The organism is Aegicerativicinus sediminis, from assembly GCF_015476115.1.
Lineage (GTDB): Bacteria > Bacteroidota > Bacteroidia > Flavobacteriales > Flavobacteriaceae > Aegicerativicinus > Aegicerativicinus sediminis.
The window spans coordinates 2,644,646-2,663,934 of sequence record NZ_CP064295.1; the positions used below are offsets into that span (position 1 = coordinate 2,644,646).

The 19,289-nt window shown below is 32.9% G+C and carries 17 protein-coding genes and 1 other RNA gene; 15 read left to right on the forward strand and 3 right to left on the reverse strand.

The window, feature by feature from the left end:
• The first annotated feature begins 40 nt into the window (after positions 1-40).
• The 13 genes from ISU00_RS11425 to ISU00_RS11485 all read left to right on the forward strand — a co-directional run bounded on the left by ISU00_RS11425 (position 41) and on the right by ISU00_RS11485 (position 15,990).
• Entirely contained in the window at positions 41-2,728 is a 2,688-nt protein-coding gene (locus tag ISU00_RS11425) for a DUF5695 domain-containing protein (protein WP_228850792.1), read from the forward strand.
• Positions 2,729-2,987: 259 nt separating this feature from the next.
• Positions 2,988-4,265 (forward strand): phage integrase SAM-like domain-containing protein, encoded by a 1,278-nt coding sequence (locus ISU00_RS11430; protein WP_228850793.1) that lies wholly within the window; start codon positions 2,988-2,990, stop codon positions 4,263-4,265.
• 24 nt (positions 4,266-4,289) lie between these two features.
• Entirely contained in the window at positions 4,290-4,832 is a 543-nt protein-coding gene (locus ISU00_RS11435) for an RteC domain-containing protein (protein WP_228850794.1), read from the forward strand.
• 87 nt (positions 4,833-4,919) lie between these two features.
• Positions 4,920-5,201, forward strand: a complete 282-nt coding sequence (locus ISU00_RS11440; RefSeq protein WP_228850795.1) for a helix-turn-helix domain-containing protein — start codon at positions 4,920-4,922, stop codon at positions 5,199-5,201.
• 86 nt (positions 5,202-5,287) lie between these two features.
• Positions 5,288-6,175, forward strand: coding sequence for a hypothetical protein (locus ISU00_RS11445; protein ID WP_228850796.1), 888 nt, complete (start codon positions 5,288-5,290; stop codon positions 6,173-6,175).
• 47 nt (positions 6,176-6,222) lie between these two features.
• Positions 6,223-6,618: a hypothetical protein gene (locus ISU00_RS11450; RefSeq protein WP_228850797.1), complete on the forward strand. Its 396-nt coding sequence runs from the start codon at positions 6,223-6,225 to the stop codon at positions 6,616-6,618.
• A 107-nt stretch (positions 6,619-6,725) separates the two neighbouring features.
• Positions 6,726-8,426: a type I restriction-modification system subunit M gene (locus tag ISU00_RS11455; protein ID WP_228850798.1), complete on the forward strand. Its 1,701-nt coding sequence runs from the start codon at positions 6,726-6,728 to the stop codon at positions 8,424-8,426.
• Positions 8,427-8,430: 4 nt separating this feature from the next.
• Positions 8,431-9,366 (forward strand): DUF5655 domain-containing protein, encoded by a 936-nt coding sequence (locus ISU00_RS11460; protein WP_228850799.1) that lies wholly within the window; start codon positions 8,431-8,433, stop codon positions 9,364-9,366.
• Positions 9,366-10,679, forward strand: coding sequence for a restriction endonuclease subunit S (locus ISU00_RS11465; protein WP_228850800.1), 1,314 nt, complete (start codon positions 9,366-9,368; stop codon positions 10,677-10,679). Before ISU00_RS11460 ends, ISU00_RS11465 begins: the two co-directional genes overlap by 1 nt.
• Before the next feature lie 286 nt (positions 10,680-10,965).
• A complete protein-coding gene (locus ISU00_RS11470) occupies positions 10,966-13,908 on the forward strand; it encodes a type I restriction endonuclease subunit R (protein WP_228850801.1) in 2,943 nt (980 codons plus the stop codon).
• Between the two features lie 11 nt (positions 13,909-13,919).
• Positions 13,920-14,675 (forward strand): hypothetical protein, encoded by a 756-nt coding sequence (locus ISU00_RS11475; protein WP_228850802.1) that lies wholly within the window; start codon positions 13,920-13,922, stop codon positions 14,673-14,675.
• A 115-nt stretch (positions 14,676-14,790) separates the two neighbouring features.
• On the forward strand, positions 14,791-15,018 hold the full coding sequence (locus ISU00_RS11480; protein ID WP_228850803.1) for a hypothetical protein: 228 nt from the start codon (positions 14,791-14,793) through the stop codon (positions 15,016-15,018).
• 15 nt (positions 15,019-15,033) lie between these two features.
• Positions 15,034-15,990 (forward strand): hypothetical protein, encoded by a 957-nt coding sequence (locus ISU00_RS11485; protein WP_228850804.1) that lies wholly within the window; start codon positions 15,034-15,036, stop codon positions 15,988-15,990.
• A gap of 90 nt (positions 15,991-16,080) precedes the next feature.
• Here the strand turns inward: ISU00_RS11485 and ssrA are convergent.
• Positions 16,081-16,479, reverse strand: a transfer-messenger RNA (tmRNA) gene (ssrA, locus tag ISU00_RS11490).
• Between the two features lie 169 nt (positions 16,480-16,648).
• Here ssrA and ISU00_RS11495 point away from each other — a divergent pair.
• Positions 16,649-16,861: a hypervirulence associated TUDOR domain-containing protein gene (locus tag ISU00_RS11495; protein ID WP_228850805.1), complete on the forward strand. Its 213-nt coding sequence runs from the start codon at positions 16,649-16,651 to the stop codon at positions 16,859-16,861.
• Between the two features lie 54 nt (positions 16,862-16,915).
• Positions 16,916-18,121: an NAD(P)-dependent oxidoreductase gene (locus ISU00_RS11500; protein WP_228850806.1), complete on the forward strand. Its 1,206-nt coding sequence runs from the start codon at positions 16,916-16,918 to the stop codon at positions 18,119-18,121.
• Position 18,122: 1 nt separating this feature from the next.
• Here the strand turns inward: ISU00_RS11500 and ISU00_RS11505 are convergent, their stop codons facing one another.
• Entirely contained in the window at positions 18,123-18,806 is a 684-nt protein-coding gene (locus ISU00_RS11505; protein ID WP_228850807.1) for a DUF1361 domain-containing protein, read from the reverse strand.
• Positions 18,793-19,176 carry a ribosomal maturation YjgA family protein gene (locus ISU00_RS11510; RefSeq protein ID WP_228850808.1) on the reverse strand — a complete coding sequence of 128 codons (384 nt, stop codon included), beginning with the start codon at positions 19,174-19,176 and terminating at the stop codon, positions 18,793-18,795. Before ISU00_RS11510 ends, ISU00_RS11505 begins: the two co-directional genes overlap by 14 nt.
• Positions 19,177-19,289: the final 113 nt, after the last annotated feature.

Sequence of the window (19,289 nt, forward strand, 5' to 3'; positions counted from 1 at the left end):
GGTTCATTTCGTAATAATAATCTTTTACCTCCTTTTTATAATGCGTAAAATTCATTTTAATTTTGTTTTTATCTATCTGATTTTCGCTCTAACATCGAATGCCCAAAGCTATTGGAGTAAACTTGAAGAGCAAAAACCAACTCTTGGTATTGCAGAGGTATACCAGAAATTTGAAACGCCTTATTTCCAACTGAAACTTGTAAAGGCATCTCAAACCATTGCGAGCCTCAAACCAGTGGAAAATTCAAATTTTGATTTTACCCCAAGTGATCGGCTCGAAATCAGGGACAAGGATGGAGCATACCACTTAGGTGATATTAATTTAAGATTAAGGTATTCAGATTCAGAGTGGAAGGGTTATTCCACAGCTGTGAAACGAGCTCCAGTTACACCTCTTGCTCCCTCAGATTCGATATTGGCAGCTGCAGACTTGGCAAACACGCTTCCAACTGATATACCGGTAAACATTAAACGGTATTATGAAATAGTTGAAGGTCAGCTTGTCATGCGTTTTGAAATAAAAAATACTTCCACCAAAACTATAGAAATTGGAGCTTTAGGCATTCCTATGATATTCAATAATATATTAGAAGGGAAATCCCTTATTGAAACACATGCCCAAAATGTGTTTTATGATCCTTATATAGGTTTGGATGCAGGTTACCTAGAAGTTAAAAGGTTGAGTGGTAGAGGTCCGTCACTATTGGTGATACCTGAAAAAAATATGGCTTTCGAAGCCTACCGGCCTTTACTTGATGATCCAACACCAAGAAGTATCGTTTTTGAAGGATTCCATGAATGGATGGTATTTACCAAGGCTTATGCAGAAAATGAATGGAAGGGTGTAAATCAATGGAATAACCCCACTTCATTCGACTTAAAACCAGGTGAAACTGAAAATTTTGCATTAAAATTTGTGCTTTCAAAGGAATTGGAAGAAATTCCGGAAACACTTAAAAATCAAAAACGTCCGGTTGTTATTGGAATTCCAGGTTATGTAATTCCCCAAGATATAGTAGCTCAGTTATTTATTGATTATCCAAGTGAGGTTAACAGTATTGATATTTATCCGAATAATTCACTTGAAGTTACAGAAAGTGGTGTAACGCCAAAAGGGCTTAAAAAATATATTGTTACTGGTAAACAATGGGGACGGTCTCGGCTAACAATAACCTATGAGGATGGTTTAAGACAAACCATAAATTATAAAGTTATTAAGCCTGAGGGTAAGGTTATCAGTGACTTAGGAAATTTTCTTATGAACGAACAATGGTTTCAAGGAGCTGATCCTATTTTTAAAAGAAATCCATCAGTTATCAGCTACGATTACGAAACAAAAAACCAGGTGAAGCAGGATGGAAGGGCATGGATTGCAGGTTTAAGTGATGAAGGTGGAGCTGGGAGTTGGTTGGCGGCAATAATGAAACAACTAATAAGCCCCGAAAAAGATGAAATTGCTAAACTTCAATCCTTTATTGATAATACACTTTGGGGAAAACTTCAATACGATAAAGGCCCTCATAAGTATGGGGTTAAAAAGAGCATTTTTTATTATGAACCAGATTCATTGCCTAAGGGTACTTATAGTGATACTATTAATTATAAAACATGGGCTGCATGGAATCATAAACATGCCAATGATCCGGGTAGATCCTATAATTATCCTCATGTAGCAGCGGCCTATTGGGTAATGTATCGACTTGCGAGATACTACGATGGATTGGTAGATAATCAAACGTGGGAGTGGTATTTAAAACAGGCCTACCTTACAAGTGTTGCTATGGTCGAAAAAGCACCATATTATGCACAATTTGGTCAAATGGAGGGATCTGTATTTTTGTTTATTCTAGAAGATTTAAAAAGAGAAAATATCTATGACTTAGCTTCTGATTTAGAAGCAAGGATGAAAAAAAGAGCGGACCATTGGCAGGCATTGGAATATCCTTTTGGGAGTGAGATGCCATGGGATTCCACAGGGCAGGAGGAGGTTTATATGTGGTCTGATTATTTTGGTTATACCAATAAAGCTAATGTTACATTAAGAGCGATTTTAGCATATATGCCAAATATGCCGCATTGGGCTTATAACGGTAATGCACGCCGGTATTGGGATTTCCTTTATGGCGGAAAGTTAAAACGAATCGAACGGCAAATTCACCATTATGGATCTTCATTAAATGCGATTCCTGTGCTTAAACAATATAGAAATACACCGGACAATTTATATTTGTTAAAGGTAGGGTATGGGGGACTCTTAGGTGGTATTTCAAATATTACTGAAGATGGCTTTGGTCCTGCTGCCTTCCATTCCTTTCCTTCCTCTTTAAGGATCGATTATTTGTCTGGTGATTTCGGATCGGGTTTTTATGGTTATGCAGTTAATTCTGCTACCTATCTAACGAAAGATGAAGACCTAGGTTGGTTGGCCTTTGGAGGAAATATCAAAGAAGAACAAAACATTGTAACTGTTGAAATTACAACGGCAGCAAAATCAAAAGTTTTTATTCAACCTACCAATATATGGTTGACTTTAGATGCAGGCACATTTAAGGAAATTAAGTATAATATTGAAACCAATGAGTTGGCCATATTATTAAATGAAAAATCAGAATACACATCAAATGCTTATTTAAGGATTGAAGGAAATGTAAAGGAATTGCTCTTTGAAAAAGTAAGAGGGGCTTACAAAATCCCCTTAACAAATATGGTACAAACAATAAATCTTTAAATTGTGTAAGGGTGAAAAAAATTAAATAAGGGATAATTTATTATCCCTTATTTAATTTAGTGGAGTCGGAGGGACTACAACTTATTTTTAGCCATACTTTTAAATTTCTTCGGTTTTACCATAATCCCTTTATAAATGCTCAATTTTAATAGTCTAATTAGATTTAAACAAATATAGTATTGTTTAAATAAATCTAAAAACGGCTGACTAAATGCTGACTAATTTTTAATTTTGTCAATTAAACATTAAATCTATTCTATTGGCGAGTATTAAATTTTTAATTCAAAGCAATTCTGATTCAGCATCTATTCATTTAAGATTATCACTTTCAAAGAATAAATCCTTAAAACGAAAAACAGGATTTTATATTAATTCAAAAAATTGGAGTGCAAAATCAGGAAAACCAAAATCTTCAAGTGCAGAGTTGAAAAACTTATCAAGCGAATTAAGAGGCCTTTCTAATTATGTTCTCGATAATCTTAATGATGTCCAAAAGGAAAATGTGAACATAGACGGATTTTGGCTTGAGAGAACAATTGATGGCTTTTTTGGCAGAAATAATAAGGAGTCTTTAGATGGACTCATTGTGTATGGTGAACATTTCATTGAAAACCTAAAATTCAAATCAAATGATGGTAAAAAACTAGGTCTTTCTGTTTCGACAATTAAGAAATATAGGACCATTGTAAATAAACTCATTGCTTTCCAAGCATATAAAAAGAAGGTTTATTTAGTTAAGGATGTAAACAATGAGTTCAGAAATGATATTATCGATTATTTCTTAACTATTGAAAGATTAAGTGATAATACAATTGGGAGGTATTTAAAATTTATTAAAACGATTTGTATAGATGCAGGTAAAAATGGAATAGAAACAAGCTCTCAATTACCCTATTTCCAAGGTTTTACTGTAAAGGTTCCAAAAATCACGTTGTCTTTTAGTGAATTAAAAACTTTAGCTGAATTTAAATTTGACAATGAGAATTACTCTATTGCGCGGGACTGGCTTATTATAGGGTGTTTTACTGGACAAAGGGTTTCTGACCTACTCAGAATGAACAAGAGTTTCATTAAAACTATTCAAAATTTTGACTTTATAGTGTTGGAGCAAGTAAAAACGAACAAATTAGTTCAAATTCCAATTCATCCAGAAGTAAGAAAGATTTTAGATAAGAGAGGGGGCGAATTTCCTCCAAGATTCGTACAGAATGAAGAAAGTAACAAGACTCTATTTAATAGATACCTTAAAGATATGTGTAAGAAGGCGGAAATTAATGACATTGTAAGTGGAAAGAAATTTGATGAAGAGCAAAAAAGGTTTGTGTTTGGTGAATATGAAAAAAATGAATTGATTTCATCTCATATATGTAGGCGTTCCTTTGCAACTAATTTCTATGGTGACCCCAAGTATCCTACACCTTTATTAATGAATATAACTGCACATAGCACAGAAAAAATGTTTTTGGAATATATTGGAAAGAAACCAATTGATTATGGTTTGCAATTAGCCAAAATATGGGCTGAGCAATCCTCATAATAGAATTGTTTAAAAGTATTACAAATGGACTATAAGAAGTTTAAAGAGTTGTATAACCTTGATTCCTTTAATGAAGCTTTGATTAAATCCAAGGAGATTAAAGAAGCCAATGAAAGACTAGAATATTGGAAGGACCTTTTACATCAATATAAAAAAGATAAAACCTTATTGTCACCAAGTAGTACAAATCAAATGGCCCTAGCAATTGATGCCATAGGAGAAACAACTACGGGTTCATCCTTTAGAATTAATTGTGAGCAAGAAATTGCTCTTTTACAGTTGGATATTCAGTCTTTCCCTTTTAAGGAAAATATAGAGACGGTAAATTGGAAAGGTTCTCAAACTGAATTAATTGAATTAATTAAGGCGTTAATTGAGAATGGAACTATTAAAGGCAAACAAAAAGATTTAATACCTAAATTTTGCAAGTTTTTTAATATAGAAATAAAAGACCCAGATAGCTTATTAAAAGGAATCAAAAATAGAAGTTTAGGCAGCGAAACGTTGTTCTTAAATAATTTGACCAAAGTTCTTCAGGATTATATCAATAAATCATCTTTAAAATAAAAATTAGATACCAGTCATATGCCAGTGGTATTTAAACCAATCTAAATCAATTGATTTTTGACCATTATTAATTTTAATGGAACATAAATGAAAAAGTCAATTGAACCTAACACTACAAATACAAATAATCTTCAAGAATTAATTGCCATTAAAGTCTATGACGCTTTAAGTAACATTCAAATATCAAACGAAGATGGATATCTGACACGTCACGAGGTAACTAAATTATTGAAAATTAGTCTCGCTACACTTCATAATTGGACTAATAAAGGGTATTTGAAGGCTTATCAAATTGGAGGAAGGGTTTATTATAAACATTCCGAAATAGAATCGTCACTAACTGAATTAAAACCATTTTGCCAGAAATAGGCGACTTTTAAGAAATGGTGGTGGTCGATTATATAAAATGCCATATTGCAAATTGTGATATCATATCTCTTATAAATCATCCCTTATTGTCTTTTCAACAAAGGAATTTATCTGAATATGGCGAATTAATTCCTATAACCAACACCGCGCTTATTGATAGAACTGGACGACTCAAAGAGAAATATTACAGGCCGTACAAAATAGCATTCTATAGGGACCTAAAATTCAAAATTTATGAATCCTTTGAGGATGAAAAGAATTACAATTTTGCTACAATTGAAGGGTCTTTGCATAAGTATTCGAATGAGGGTTTACATAATTTTAATGATTTCTCAATACAGGATTTGAATAATGTAGTAAGGGATATACAACACCGTTTGAATCTATCTCCGAAAAATTTAATATTGAAGCAATTAGAAATCGGATTGAATTTAAGACTAACGGAATTCAAAAGTAGAGAGGTAATCAAAGGATGTTTGATGTATAGAAGAAAACGATTCAAAAATGTTTTTACAAAAGATGAAGGAGAATATATCCAAGTTTTTCAACAAAGAAGGGTTCTAAAAATTTATGATAAGGCCCTACACTATTTAAATAAAGGGTTTGATATAAAACATGAAATTCTTCGAATAGAATTAAAGTATCAAAGGATGAATGATTTAAAAGAAAAAGGAATTTATAGCCTTCAGGACCTTTTAGACTTTGATTTTACTTATTTTATGGAACAGTTATCAACTGCTTGGAAAAATGTCTTATACGTGGATGAAATTGCTTTACACAATCACAATAATAAATTTCAGTACCTATATCCATTTTATTGGGAACAATTAACCCCAAGCAACTTTCAATACCATAGAGAGAAGTTAATTAAGATATTATCTAATTCAGAGATGGATAAAAGACAAATTGTATCAAATTTAATTAAGGGTAAGGCTAAGAGTTTAATTGAAAAAACTATAGAAACTAACTATTAATATATAGTGTTAGTTTTAATAGTATAGGGATAAATATCAAGTTAAGAATGGCCTACAATTTTGATTTAATATTAAAAGAAGCAGAGGGATTAATAGAACGTCACAATTTACTTTTTTTAGAAGACCTTATCGCTTATTTGCCTTGTTCTAAAACTACCTTTTACGCTCATAAACTGAACGAATCGGACTCTATAAAAGAACTACTTAATAAAAATAGAGTTAAGTTAAAGGTGAGCCTCCGAGAAAAATGGTTTAATAGTAACAATCCAACATTACAAATTGCATTGTATAAACAAATAGCCACAGAGAATGAGCGAAAGAGACTTTCTCAATCCTTTATAGACATCAATGAAACCGAAGTGCCAGTAGAAATGAGATTAGATTTGACCAAATTATCCATTGGAACACTTCTAGAGCTTCAACAAATGATTGAAACGAATTAGTTCATTATTATTCTACAAACATACTTACAATAATTCCTTTTATTTTTCAAAAAGTTGGAGTAGTATTGTATTCCTCCCTTAGTAATTAATTTTCAAGAAAAATATTTATGCCCAATTCCCAAGAGATATCCAGTTTTATTTGGAACGTCTGTGATGACGTTTTACGCGGTTTGTTTAAGCAACACGAATATGGCGATGTCATATTGCCATTCTTGGTTTTAAGACGTTTAGATTGTGTTATTGAGCCTCAAAAGGATACGGTCATTCGATTGTATAATGAATTAAAAGATGATGTGGAACCCGCTCCCATTATTATGAAACAAACGGGTTTAAGGTTTTATAACCGTTCTAATTTTGACCTTCAGCGTCTAAAAGGGGACCCAAATGGTCTAAAAAACAATTTTCCCAACTATATAAACGGTTTTTCTCATAACGTCTTTGAAATATTAGAAAATTTCCAACTAGATAAACCCGTACAAAAGCTTCTTAAGAATAATAAACTCTATTTGCTTATTGACAAATTCACGGATATCGATTTACATCCAGATAAGGTGGATAATCATACGATGGGCCAAATTTTTGAAGAGTTGCTCAGGAAGTTTTCAGAAATGTCCAATGAAACAAGTGGTGAACATTATACCCCTAGAGATATAGTGAAATTGCTTGTTTCCCTTGTATTTGCTGAGAATAAGGAAAAATTAACTGGTTCAGGCATTATCAGGTCTATTTTCGACCCTTGTTGTGGTACTGGAGGTATGTTAACTATTGGCAAAGACTGGATTTCAGAGAACATCCCAAACCAAGTGATGGTAAATCTTTATGGGCAAGAATTAAACCCACAAACGTATTCTATTTGTAAATCGGATATGTTAATTACGGGAGAGGACCCAGACAATATACGCTTGGGCTCCTCCTTGTCTTTTGACCAATTTGAAGGTCGGAAATTTGATTATATGATTACCAATCCTCCTTTCGGCGTGAGTTGGAAATCTGAAAAAGATTTTATTGATGAAGAATCTAAAAACCCATATGGTCGATTTGGTGTTGGTACACCAAGAAGTTCTGACGGGTCACTATTATTTCTTCAACATATGATTTCCAAAATGAAAGATGAGGGTTCTAGAATAGGTGTCATATTTAACGGGTCACCATTATTTACTGGAGACGCAGGAAGTGGTGAGAGTGAAATCCGCAGATGGATAATTGAAAATGATTGGTTGGAGTGTATTGTTGCCTTACCTGACCAACTATTTTTTAATACAGGTATTTCAACTTATATATGGATTGTAACCAATGACAAGAAACCAAATCGCAAGGGAAAGGTTCAATTAATTGATGGTTCACAGTTTTATAAAGCAATGAAGAAATCTTTAGGTTCTAAAAGAAAAGAAATCTCATCTGAACAATGTGAGGAGTTAATCAATACCTATAATAACTTCGAAGAAAACGAATATTCTAAAATTTACGATAATGAGTTCTTTGGATATACCAAAGTGGTTATCGAGCAACCTTTAAAAGAAAATGGTGAATTGGTTTCGAAAAAAGATGGTTCACTTAAAGCTGATACTTCGTTAAGAGATAGTGAAAGGATACCTCTTACAGATGATGTGGAAGAATATTACAATAGGGAAGTTAAACCTCATTTACCTAATAGTTGGATGGATAGAGATAAAGACAAGGTAGGATATGAAATTAACTTTACTAAGTATTTTTATACATACAAACCACTGCGCCCCTTAAACGAGATAACAAAGGACCTACTGGCATTGGAAAGAGAGTCTGAAAATTTGCTTAAAGAAATCTTATAGTATTATGAAGTTATATAACCTAAAAGATAATGAACTCACTCAAGTACCTCTTAAATCTTTTAAGCTTGAAAAGGACATACAACAGTTGGTAGAGGCTAACGTAGAGGTACTGTTCGACCTAGAGTTTGTGAGAACAGAGTTTCCTCTTCAGCAATTTAGGTTAGACAGCCTTTGTTATGATAGAGCTTCAAATGCTTTCGTAATTATAGAATATAAAAAAGGGTCTAGCTATTCTGTTATAGACCAAGGATATACCTATCTATCTTTAATGCTAAACAATAAAGCAGATTTTATCTTAGAATATAATGAGCGTTTAAATAAGAACTTAAGGCGTGATGATGTAGACTGGACCCAATCCAGAATCATTTTTGTTTCACCAAAATTTTCTGAATACCAGAAACATTCCATCAATTTTAGAAATGTGCCTTTTGACCTTTGGGAAATTACGCGATATGACAATCATACGGTCGGGTTAAATAAAATTGAAACTAGTTCTGATGTTGATATTAATGATACCATTGATAACCAAAACAGCACAGATATTGTAAAACAGGTATCAAACCAGATTGTGAAATATGATGAAGAGTATCACCTATATAAAAGTAAATCGAGACCAGAGCGAGTTGTGGAACTCTATTTTGAATTGAAAAATAGGGTTTTAGAATTAGGGGATGATATTGAGATTAAATTTGGAAAACAAACCATTGGATTTAAGGCTAACAAAATATTCGCCGATTTCATAATTTATGATTACGGTATTGGTATTATGCTCAACATGAAAAAGGGTGAAATGAATGGCGATTTTAAGAATTTAACTCGAGATATGAGCAAGGTTGGGCATTGGGGTAATGGGGATTATAAAATTTCGGTAAATCCAGATGAGGTAGATGTGGACTATGTAATTTCTCTAATTAAAGAATCATACATAAATCAATCCTGATGGAAAGATATAGTGCATACAAAGATTCAGGTGTTGAGTGGATTGGCGATATTCCTAGCCATTGGATTATTAATAAATTTAACAGAGAAGTTTACTTTCAGGAAGGTCCTGGGTTGCGAACATTTCAGTTTACGGAAGATGGAACAAAAGTCATTTGTGTGACCAATATAACTGAAACAGGTATCGAATTTGATAAACTAAAGAAGTATATATCTGAAGAAGAATATCTAAAAAAATATCAGCATTTTACAGTCCAAAATGGTGATTACCTCCTTTCTAGTTCAGGTAACTCTTGGGGGAAGGTTTGCGAATATAAATCTGATGAAAAAGTAATTTTGAACACCTCAACCATCAGGTTAAATTCCTTAAATCCTTATAAGCTTGATAAACGATTAATACCGCATATACTAAACAGCAATTTTGTAAAGATACAGTTAGAAATACTAATGACAGGTTCTTGTCAACCAAACTTCGGACCGTCGCATTTAAATCAATTATTAGTTCCTGTTCCTGATTATGCTGAACAACAAAAAATAGTTGAGTTTTTAGATGACAAGACAGCTAAGATTGACAGACTACTTCAAATTAAGGAGAAAAAGATAGAACTACTAAAAGAGAAACGGACCTCATTAATTAATCAGGTGGTTACAAAAGGTCTCGACCCTAATGTAGAAATGAAAGATTCAGGTGTTGAGTGGATTGGAGAGATACCTAAGCACTGGGCCACTATTAAATTGAAGTATTTATGTGAAATAGTGTATGGTATCTCACCGCCAGATACAACTTATAATTATGAAGGCTTAGGCTCTATTTTAATAAATGGACCAGTGGAATATTCTAAAAAAGATTTTGGCTACACCAGAAGTCTTAAATGGACCACGGACCCTAAAAAATTTACCTCTAAAGGTAGTTTGTTATTTTGTTTAAGAGGTTCTACGACAGGTCGAATGAATATAACACATGCGGATGTTTCTATTGGAAGAGGTGTATGTTCGCTTAAAAGTAAAGAAAGTCAATGGTTCATGATATATTCTATGATGATGTTGAGAATACATATACAGAAACAAATTTCAGGCTCGACATTTCCTTCAGTAACTAAAGATGATGTGGATAATTATTTGATATGTCATCCTCCATTGGAAGAACAAAATGGAATTGCTAAGTACTTAGATATACAAACCAATGAAATAGACCGCCTTATTAAACTAGAACAAAAAAAAATAGAGTTATTAAAAGAATACCGTCAGTCTCTTATATCAGAGGTGATTACTGGCAAAATTAAGGTTTTTGAGGAGGTATTAGGGGTAAATTAAACTTTACTAATTCAGTTTTGGAACAAAAGGAAAAACTTAAAATTACTGATGTTATTAAAGGAGTTGTATCAATTGCATTTCTCGCAGCTGTGATTTATGTCATTTATATAATGTTTAAGGAAGTAGTACTACCTTTTTTCCCTTTTTTAAGAGATATGTATGTTGAAGTTATTAAGCCAATTTTTGGAATAATCCCAAATGAATTATGGAGTGTATTTTTTGGATTCTTAGTAATTTTTAGCTTTTGGAAAATTATTAGGAATAGATAGATAAAATAAAGGACATAATGCAGACACCTAACGAGGAAAGATTCGAAAAACATATAGAGCAAAACTTGCTTGATAATGGTTACATTTCTCGCCTTTATACCGAATATGATAAGAACTATTGTCAGCTAAAAGAAGAGTTTATTTCCTTTATTAAGTCTACTCAAAAAGACGATTACGATAAATTATCCAAACAATTCGAAACCTCCACTGATAGACATTTATGCAAGGTTGTAAATGACCAAATTTCCAAAAGGGGGATAGTTGATGTTCTCCGCAAAGGCATTAATACTAGAGGCTCTTCCTTCGATTTGGTTTATTTTCAACCGAAAAGTGGATTAAACCCAGAGCATAAGCAGAAATACGAGAAAAATAAGTTCACCTGTGTCCGTCAATTGCACTATTCAAACAAAAATGAGAATAGTATCGATATGGTTCTATTTCTAAACGGCATTCCCATTATTACAATGGAACTTAAGAATCAGCTTACTGGCCAAAACATTAGACATTCTGAAAAACAATATTCCTACGATAGGAACCCATTAGGAGAGCCTTTATTACAATTTAAACGGTGCTTGGTGCATTTCTGTATAGATAATGATAAAGTATCTATGACTACCCGTTTAAATGGTTCTAAAACACGTTTCCTCCCCTATAACAAAGGAATTGAAAATCCTATCGTTGAAAATGGGTATCGCACAGAGTATATGTGGAACGATATCTTCAGGCCAGACTCTCTTTTAGATATCATAGAAAATTTTGTACTTGTTGTTGTCGAATCAAGTAAGGAATGGAGCAACAAGCTGCAAAAAGTTGTTAACGAAAAGTCTGAAATTTTAATTTTTCCTCGGTATCATCAATTAGATGTCATAAGGCGTTTAAGGTCCAAAGTAAAAGAGGAAGGGGTTGGTCATAACTATCTCGTACAACACACCACTGGTTCTGGAAAATCTTATAGTATTGGATGGTTGGCCCATACTTTAACTTCATTATATAGGGCAAATACAGACGTTAAGAGAATGTTTGATTCCATTTTGGTGATAACAGACCGTAAGGTATTGGATAGTCAATTACAGAAGACCTTAAAGGACCTCCAGCAAACCGAAGGTGTGGTTAGTCCTGTTGATGTTAATAGCAAACAACTAAAAGATTATTTGGAAAAAGGCAAGGATATAATAGTTACTACCATTCAAAAATTTCCAGTCATTTCAGAAACCATTTCTCAATTAAAAGGTCAAACTTTTGCTGTAATAATAGATGAGGTGCATTCTTCTCAAAGTGGTGAAACTTCGAAGCATTTAAAGAAGTCGCTATCTGTTGAGGTGTTAGAAGATGAGGATGGAGAAATTGATTATGAGGAAATGATACGTCGAGAAATTGAGTCGAGAGGGAAACAGGAACATATTTCATTTTTTGGTTTTACTGGAACTCCAAAAAATAAGACCCTTGAGCTATTTGGGACAAAAAATGAAGATGGGGGCTTTGAACCTTTCCATTCCTATTCAATGAAACAATCCATTTTTGAAGGCTTCACATTGGATGTGTTGGAACATTACACAACCTATAAGCGATATTTTAAGGTAAAACAGACTGGTGAACAAGATGAAGAATTACCAGAAGGTAGAGCGATGAAATTATTAGTTGATTATGTTGATAGTCACGATGAGGTAATAAAACAGAAAGTCTCTATCATATTAAACCATTTTACTGCAGTTACTTCCAAAAAAATAAATGGAAGAGGTAGGGGTTTAGTCGTGGTGAGGTCCAGAAAACACTGTGTGATGTTTTTTCAGGAAATGGTTAGGCAAATGAAGGAAAGAGGACTTTCTTACTCTTGTTTGGTCGCATTTAGTGGAACAGTTCACCTAATGGGTCAAGAATTTACCGAAAGTTCCTTAAACTCGTCAAATGGAATGGAAGGAAACAATATTCCTAGTGCTTTCAAGGACCCTAAATTTAGACTTTTGATAGTGTCGAGTAAATTTCAAACAGGATTTGATGAACCTCTATTGCATTCGATGTATGTTGACAAGAAATTGAATGGTGTTCAATGTGTTCAAACCTTGTCTCGACTTAATAGAACCAAAACTGGAAAGACTGACACATTTGTTTTAGATTTTGTAAATGATACTGAGGAAATAGTTAATTCTTTTCAGCCTTATTATACTTCAACAATACTTAAAGAAGAAACTGAGCCAGATAGATTATATGATTTACAATATGAAATCGAGGCTTATAATCTGTTCACAGATGACCATATCGACCGTTTTTGTAAAGAATTTTATAAAGAAACCGAAACAGATGAGAATTTACAGCCTATAATTAATGAAGTTGTTGATAATTGGAAAGAATTAGAAACGGATGAGGAGCGCGATGGTTTCAAATCAAAAATTCAGTCGTTTTCAAGGTTATATTCATACATCTCACAGATAATCAACTTTACTGAAGTCAATTGGGAAAAACTATATGTCTTCCTTCGCTATGTCAACAAAAAACTACCTAAAGGTGAGACTGAAAAATTAGATATCACCGAAGCCGTTGACTTAAGTTCACTGAGGATACAAATGATAGGTGAATCGAACCTTTCATTAGAAGATAAAACGGGAATTTTGTATCCAATAGATGGAGATTCGGGAGGCTTAAAAGCTGAAGAAGAAAAAAATCTATTGTCTTACATAATTGAAAGAATTAATGAAGTTTATGGTATTGACTTGTCAGAAGAAGATAGGTTGGACCTTCAAAATGTAACGGAACGTTTAGATAAAAACGAAGAGCTAAATGCTGTGATGAAAGGAAATAATTCAGAATATGATAGGAAAGATTACTTTAAAAAAGTGTTGAAGGATGAGGTTTCTGAATACTATGGGGATAGGTTAGAGTTCTATAAGAAAATTATGAATACAAAGGTGTTTCCAATGATTTTAGATGGGATGTATAGGGAATATAAAAGAGCAAGTTACTAAGTAGTTGAAAGATGACTAAAAAGAAAAAATTAACACCTGAAGAATATAAAGTGATTGCGAGAAAAAAAGGGGAATGGATGCTAAAGTGTTTAGAAAGAGATAAACTCAAAAAAGAAGAAGAGCTTTTGGAAAGTTGGTTTGGATACGCACACGATGAACGTTTTTGTGATGCACGTATCAATATCACAAAAGATACAAAGTTATTTCAAGAGGAGTCAGAATTTGGTGTTGGTGCTTGGATAAAAGTGCCTGCTTCAAAAGATGTTATGTATTCGGATGGTTATTCTCAAGCAGCTAGAATAATATATGATTCAATTTCTGAGAAAAAGGGAAATTCTAATTTTCTGGTCTATCCTTTAATATTTATTTACAGGCAATGCTTAGAATTAAAACTTAAGGAATTGATTAGAGCTGGATTTAAAGTTCTAAATAATGAGTTAAAACAAGAAATTGAACCCCAGCTTAAAACGTTTAATAACGGGGAAATTGAAAAAGTTCATAAATTAAATTTGCTCTGGAACGACGTTAAAATTTTAGCTTCAGGTTTGAAATTTGAACAGGATGAAGAATGGAAGGAGGCTGAAATTATTTTAAATCAATTTCACGAAGAAGACCCAAATGGTGTAAGTTTCAGATTTCCTTATTCCCATAATTGGAAGACTATAAAAAACACGATTGATTTATATCATTTTGCATCATTGATGGACATAACAATTTTGTTTCTGGATGGTATTAGAGATTTAGTTTATGAGATTGAAGAGGCTTAATTAATAAACTTCTCTAATGATAATATTAAACTCCTACCATTGTTTGATTTACAGGTTTTAGAATCTTTCAAGAGAAATTATATTAAAATATAGAACAAGGATTTACTTAAAAAATTTGATTGAAAATAGATTGATTGAACTAGACAGCTTTATTCCTTGGTCTGGTAATTTAAGGTTAGTGAAAATTTATGCAGTTTCTAATTATTTTTTAGAAGTAGTTTTAGATTTTGAAACCCGAAAAATTGAATCAATTAGTTCTTTCAACTCTATCGAATACCTGGAAAAATATCCAGAAATTTCAGATTTGTTTACCTCTCGAATTTATAATTTGGGATTGTATTAGTTTAAAAATATTCTGTTGGAAAAGGAATTAAAAAAAATATTGAATATTATAGAATCTGATGAATATTATGATAAGGTCAATGAATATGTCAAAAGAACCTTATTTACAGTTCAAGATATAATTGAGTATTACGATGATGAATGTGATTTAAAATCTTTGGACTTTCAATGTATGCAAAATGGAGTGCCTCCAGAAAGATATTTATCCGATTTAATTAAATTGTTGTTTTTAGGGTATATTACTCTAGTTAATAAATCTACTGACACTAAAGAGTTCACCTTAGGGTCATCAAGAATAGGTGGAATTTATATTCCAAAAGAAAAAAAAATAAAATATAACCATTCGGAAAATGATGATTTAGGATTTTTAAAACTTTGGCTAGATTCCAAAATTAGTTCAATAAAGGGTGAAGATTATTTAACTCGATATACAGGGCAAACTATTGAAGAAATATTCAAAATTGACCCTGATTATATCGTAGATAAAATTTCAAAAAACCATTTCATTATGAGTTTATCCTCAATTGAAATATTAGAGAGGAGGTATAAGTATGATTTTTCGACAAGTTTTAAAAATCAATTAAAAATTAGGCATAAAGAATACCTTCAAAAAAAAGAACAATTAAAAAAGGATAGTCAAATTAAACCTTACCATAATATTGATATTAATGATGAGGATTTGGGTTTAGTTAATCAAAATGAGTTTAGTAATTATCTCACGGTGAATTCCATTCCCCATAAAATTAATGATGGAAGAATTATTGTAACGAGCGATTTTTTTTGGTATTCTGGAGTGAAGATGACGAATAATTTAACTATTTGTGGAAACCTTCATGTATCTGAAATGCTCAATACCCCTAAATTAATTCCAAATGGTCTTAAAGTTAATGGATATATTCAATTTGGACAATTTCAATTTACAGATGATGACAATAATTCCATCGAATTTGACAGTTGGTTGAAAATCGAATAAAGGACAAAATAAAATATACTGTCTAAATACTGACTAAAATAAATAAAAAAACATCTAAATAATTGATATCCAGATGTTTTTATAAATAACTCGTGGAGTCGGAGGGATTCGAACCCTCGTCCAAACAAGCTGACAAACAGCTTTCTACACGTTTAGTCTTTATTTGTTTTTTCGATGTGACACTGGCAAAAGACCACCCATGACACACTTAGCTTCTTAGGTTTCAACAGAACCACAAAGCTAGATTCTGTCTATGTTAACATTTACGATGCCCCTTGTCGGAATGCCGCTAACCAAGGCCTTCCAGGGACATTTAGCCTTCCCGCCTAGCGGGAACATGGGCCGAAATCTTACTATAATTCAGATTAGGCAGCTAAAGCGTAGTTATTCTCGCCGTTTAAAGTTTGGTACAGCCTTTAACGTGTTTCAATACCATTACACGACGTGCTTACTATCCACCAGGTCTTGCTGTCAAAACCAGTCGACCCCATGTGAAATATTCCTTTATATCTTATGGATTAAATCACCTTAAGATTTTAAAGGATGACAAAATTACATAAATAATATATTTCGTCTCTATACATATTAGGCAAAAACTATTCCAATGAAGTCAATGTCATGCCAGATACTATATTATTTTCAAACTAAATAAAATGTTTTGATAAAGGAAGGAACGAAAGTTAGTTGGAAGTGGGGAAATGGAAAAGACCATGGAACGGTAAAGAAAACTTATGCTGAAGAAGTTTCTAAAACTATCCAAGGTAGTAAGATTATTAGGAAGGGCGAATTAGAAAATAAAGCGTTGTATATTGAACAAGAGGATGGAGGGCATGTTTTAAAATTGGAAAGTGAGGTAAATAGAGCCGATTAATGTTGTTGGTATAGCTAATTTCTAATCGTACTTTTGTGGTACTAACAGAACAGAATGAAATTTGGAATTATAAGGGAGCGGAAATCTCCTCCAGATCGGCGTGTCGTTTTTACACCTTTAAAAATTATTGAAGCCATAAAGAAATTTCCTGATGCTGAATTCGTAATTGAGCCTTCAGAAATACGGGCATTTACTGACAAAAGTTATTCCGAACTTGGAATTGAGGTTTCTGAAAATATGGACCAATGCGAAGTTCTATTAGGCGTAAAAGAGGTGCCAATTGATTCTTTAATTGAGAATAAATCTTATTTTTTCTTTTCACATACGATTAAAAAGCAGCCCTATAATCGCGATTTGTTAAGGGCTATTTTGAACAAGAATATTACGCTTTATGATCATGAAACCTTGAAGAATGGAAAAGGTTCAAGACTGGTTGCATTTGGGCGCTATGCAGGTATAGTAGGAGCCTACAATGGTTTCCGGGCTTATGGTTTAAAATCAAGAAAATATATTTTGCCAAAAGCAGAAACGTTGGAATCCCAAGAAGACCTTATAAATCATCTTAAAAATATTCAGTTAGGAAACATAAAGATTTTGCTAACTGGTCGTGGCCGAGTGGGGAAGGGCGCAAAAGAGATGCTTGATGGAATGGGGCTCAGACAGGTTGGGGTTGCTGATTATTTAAAGAAAACTTTCGAGGAACCAGTTTATTGCAATATAGATATCTCAGAATATAACAAACGAATGGATGGTATAAGGGGAAGCTATGCTGATTTTTTTGCGAATCCTGAGGAGTATCGATCAGATTTCTTTCGGTTTGCCGAGGTTACTGATTTATACATTGCAGGACATTTTTATGGAGAAGGCGCACCATATCTTTTTACACGGGAAGACGTTAAAAACCCTAACTTCAAAATAACCACGGTGGCTGATATTAGCTGTGATATAGATGGGCCAGTCGCGACTACTATAAGACCTTCGACAATAGCTGAACCAATTTATGGTTATGACCCGATATCAGAAAGTGAAGTGGACTTCAAAAATGAAAATGCTATCGCCGTGATGGCCGTGGATAATTTGCCTTGCGAACTTCCCAAAGATGCTAGTGAAGGATTTGGTGAAATGTTTTTGGAGTATGTTATTCCAGCATTTTTCAATAATGATAAGGATGGTATTCTAGATAGGGCGAAAATTACGGAAAATGGTAAACTGACCCCTCGTTTTGCATATCTACAAGCTTATGTTGATGGGCTGGAGTAATTTATTCTATATTTTTCAAGGCTATGGTTTTAGACTTCACTAAATAGTGTTCAAAAAATCTATAACCTAATAATAAAAACATACTAAAGGAAAATATAAAAAGCCAAGCGCTTTTGTTTGCCAATGGTTGCACGATAATATTTACACTTTCAATAAAGAGAGATTGTGGCTCCTTTATTAGATCCCAAGAGTTAAATCGTAAAAATCGACCTAAATAAACCCCAAAGGAGGATAATGTTAAAAGAGATATCAACCCTATTGGTTTCAGCCAGTTTGGTGTTACACTAATTAACATCTCTCGCATAGAGATAAGACTTGAATAAAACAAGTATAAACCCGTTCCTGCAAAAGTTGTGATGACGAGAATATCTAACGAAGCAATATAGTTTTGGCTAGCTCTCACATGCAATAAATCAGTTATAATATAAGGAGCATTTGGTAAAAATAGTAGCCATATAATTGTCGAGGGGACTAGCATCCATTTGTTCAGTTTATTTGTTGTGATGAATGAACTGATTGCAAATGGTATAAATGCCAAAAACAAATTCCAAACCAAAAAAATAAGGTGAAAGGATTTTGTGATTTTCATTCGAATCATCAGCAAAATAATTGCAGTCATACTAGAAAGTATAACAAGACTGAAAGTTTCAAAATTTTTGAATAAGTAGGTTTTAAAATGGTTCATGTTCAAATGTTTTTAAGTCGATAAAATAAATTACAGTCACTCCCAAGATGTATGCAAATATGTCTTGGAAGCTAAAAGTATTTCCTAATACCAGCCTTGCGAGCATATTGTTTTCTAATCCGAGGAGGTTAATTAATTTGAAATATTGAAGGGTTTCGACACCAATGGCAAAGATTAATACCGCTATAGCCATATAAATTGGTTTTATATGAATAATCGATCTCGCCGCGGCATACACAAGAATCACTACCAAGAAATCACCAAAAGTTACACGCAGAAATCCATTTTGAATCCAAAGTGCCAATCCTAATTCCAAAATCAATATGACAAGAAAAAGCATTAAATAATTACTGTTAAACGATATTTTCATGCTGTCCTTGCTTTAACTTTTCAATAGTTTCCTTGAAACAAATAATGCAATTACGATAATAATTATTATCCGAATTGCAACATTAATTATAGGGTGATCGAATAGGTGTATCA

Bases quoted from the DNA above. Each gene is read 5' to 3' on its own strand.
- ISU00_RS11425 (WP_228850792.1), top strand. From the start codon at position 41: ATGCGTAAAATTCATTTTAATTTTGTTTTTATCTATCTGATTTTCGCT.
- ISU00_RS11435 (WP_228850794.1), top strand. From the start codon at position 4,290: ATGGACTATAAGAAGTTTAAAGAGTTGTATAACCTTGATTCCTTTAAT.
- ISU00_RS11440 (WP_228850795.1), top strand. From the start codon at position 4,920: ATGAAAAAGTCAATTGAACCTAACACTACAAATACAAATAATCTTCAA.
- ISU00_RS11450 (WP_228850797.1), top strand. From the start codon at position 6,223: ATGGCCTACAATTTTGATTTAATATTAAAAGAAGCAGAGGGATTAATA.
- ISU00_RS11455 (WP_228850798.1), top strand. From the start codon at position 6,726: ATGCCCAATTCCCAAGAGATATCCAGTTTTATTTGGAACGTCTGTGAT.
- ISU00_RS11460 (WP_228850799.1), top strand. From the start codon at position 8,431: ATGAAGTTATATAACCTAAAAGATAATGAACTCACTCAAGTACCTCTT.
- ISU00_RS11465 (WP_228850800.1), top strand. From the start codon at position 9,366: ATGGAAAGATATAGTGCATACAAAGATTCAGGTGTTGAGTGGATTGGC.
- ISU00_RS11470 (WP_228850801.1), top strand. From the start codon at position 10,966: ATGCAGACACCTAACGAGGAAAGATTCGAAAAACATATAGAGCAAAAC.
- ISU00_RS11475 (WP_228850802.1), top strand. From the start codon at position 13,920: ATGACTAAAAAGAAAAAATTAACACCTGAAGAATATAAAGTGATTGCG.
- ISU00_RS11500 (WP_228850806.1), top strand. From the start codon at position 16,916: ATGAAATTTGGAATTATAAGGGAGCGGAAATCTCCTCCAGATCGGCGT.
- ISU00_RS11505 (WP_228850807.1), bottom strand. From the start codon at position 18,806: ATGAACCATTTTAAAACCTACTTATTCAAAAATTTTGAAACTTTCAGT.
- ISU00_RS11510 (WP_228850808.1), bottom strand. From the start codon at position 19,176: ATGAAAATATCGTTTAACAGTAATTATTTAATGCTTTTTCTTGTCATA.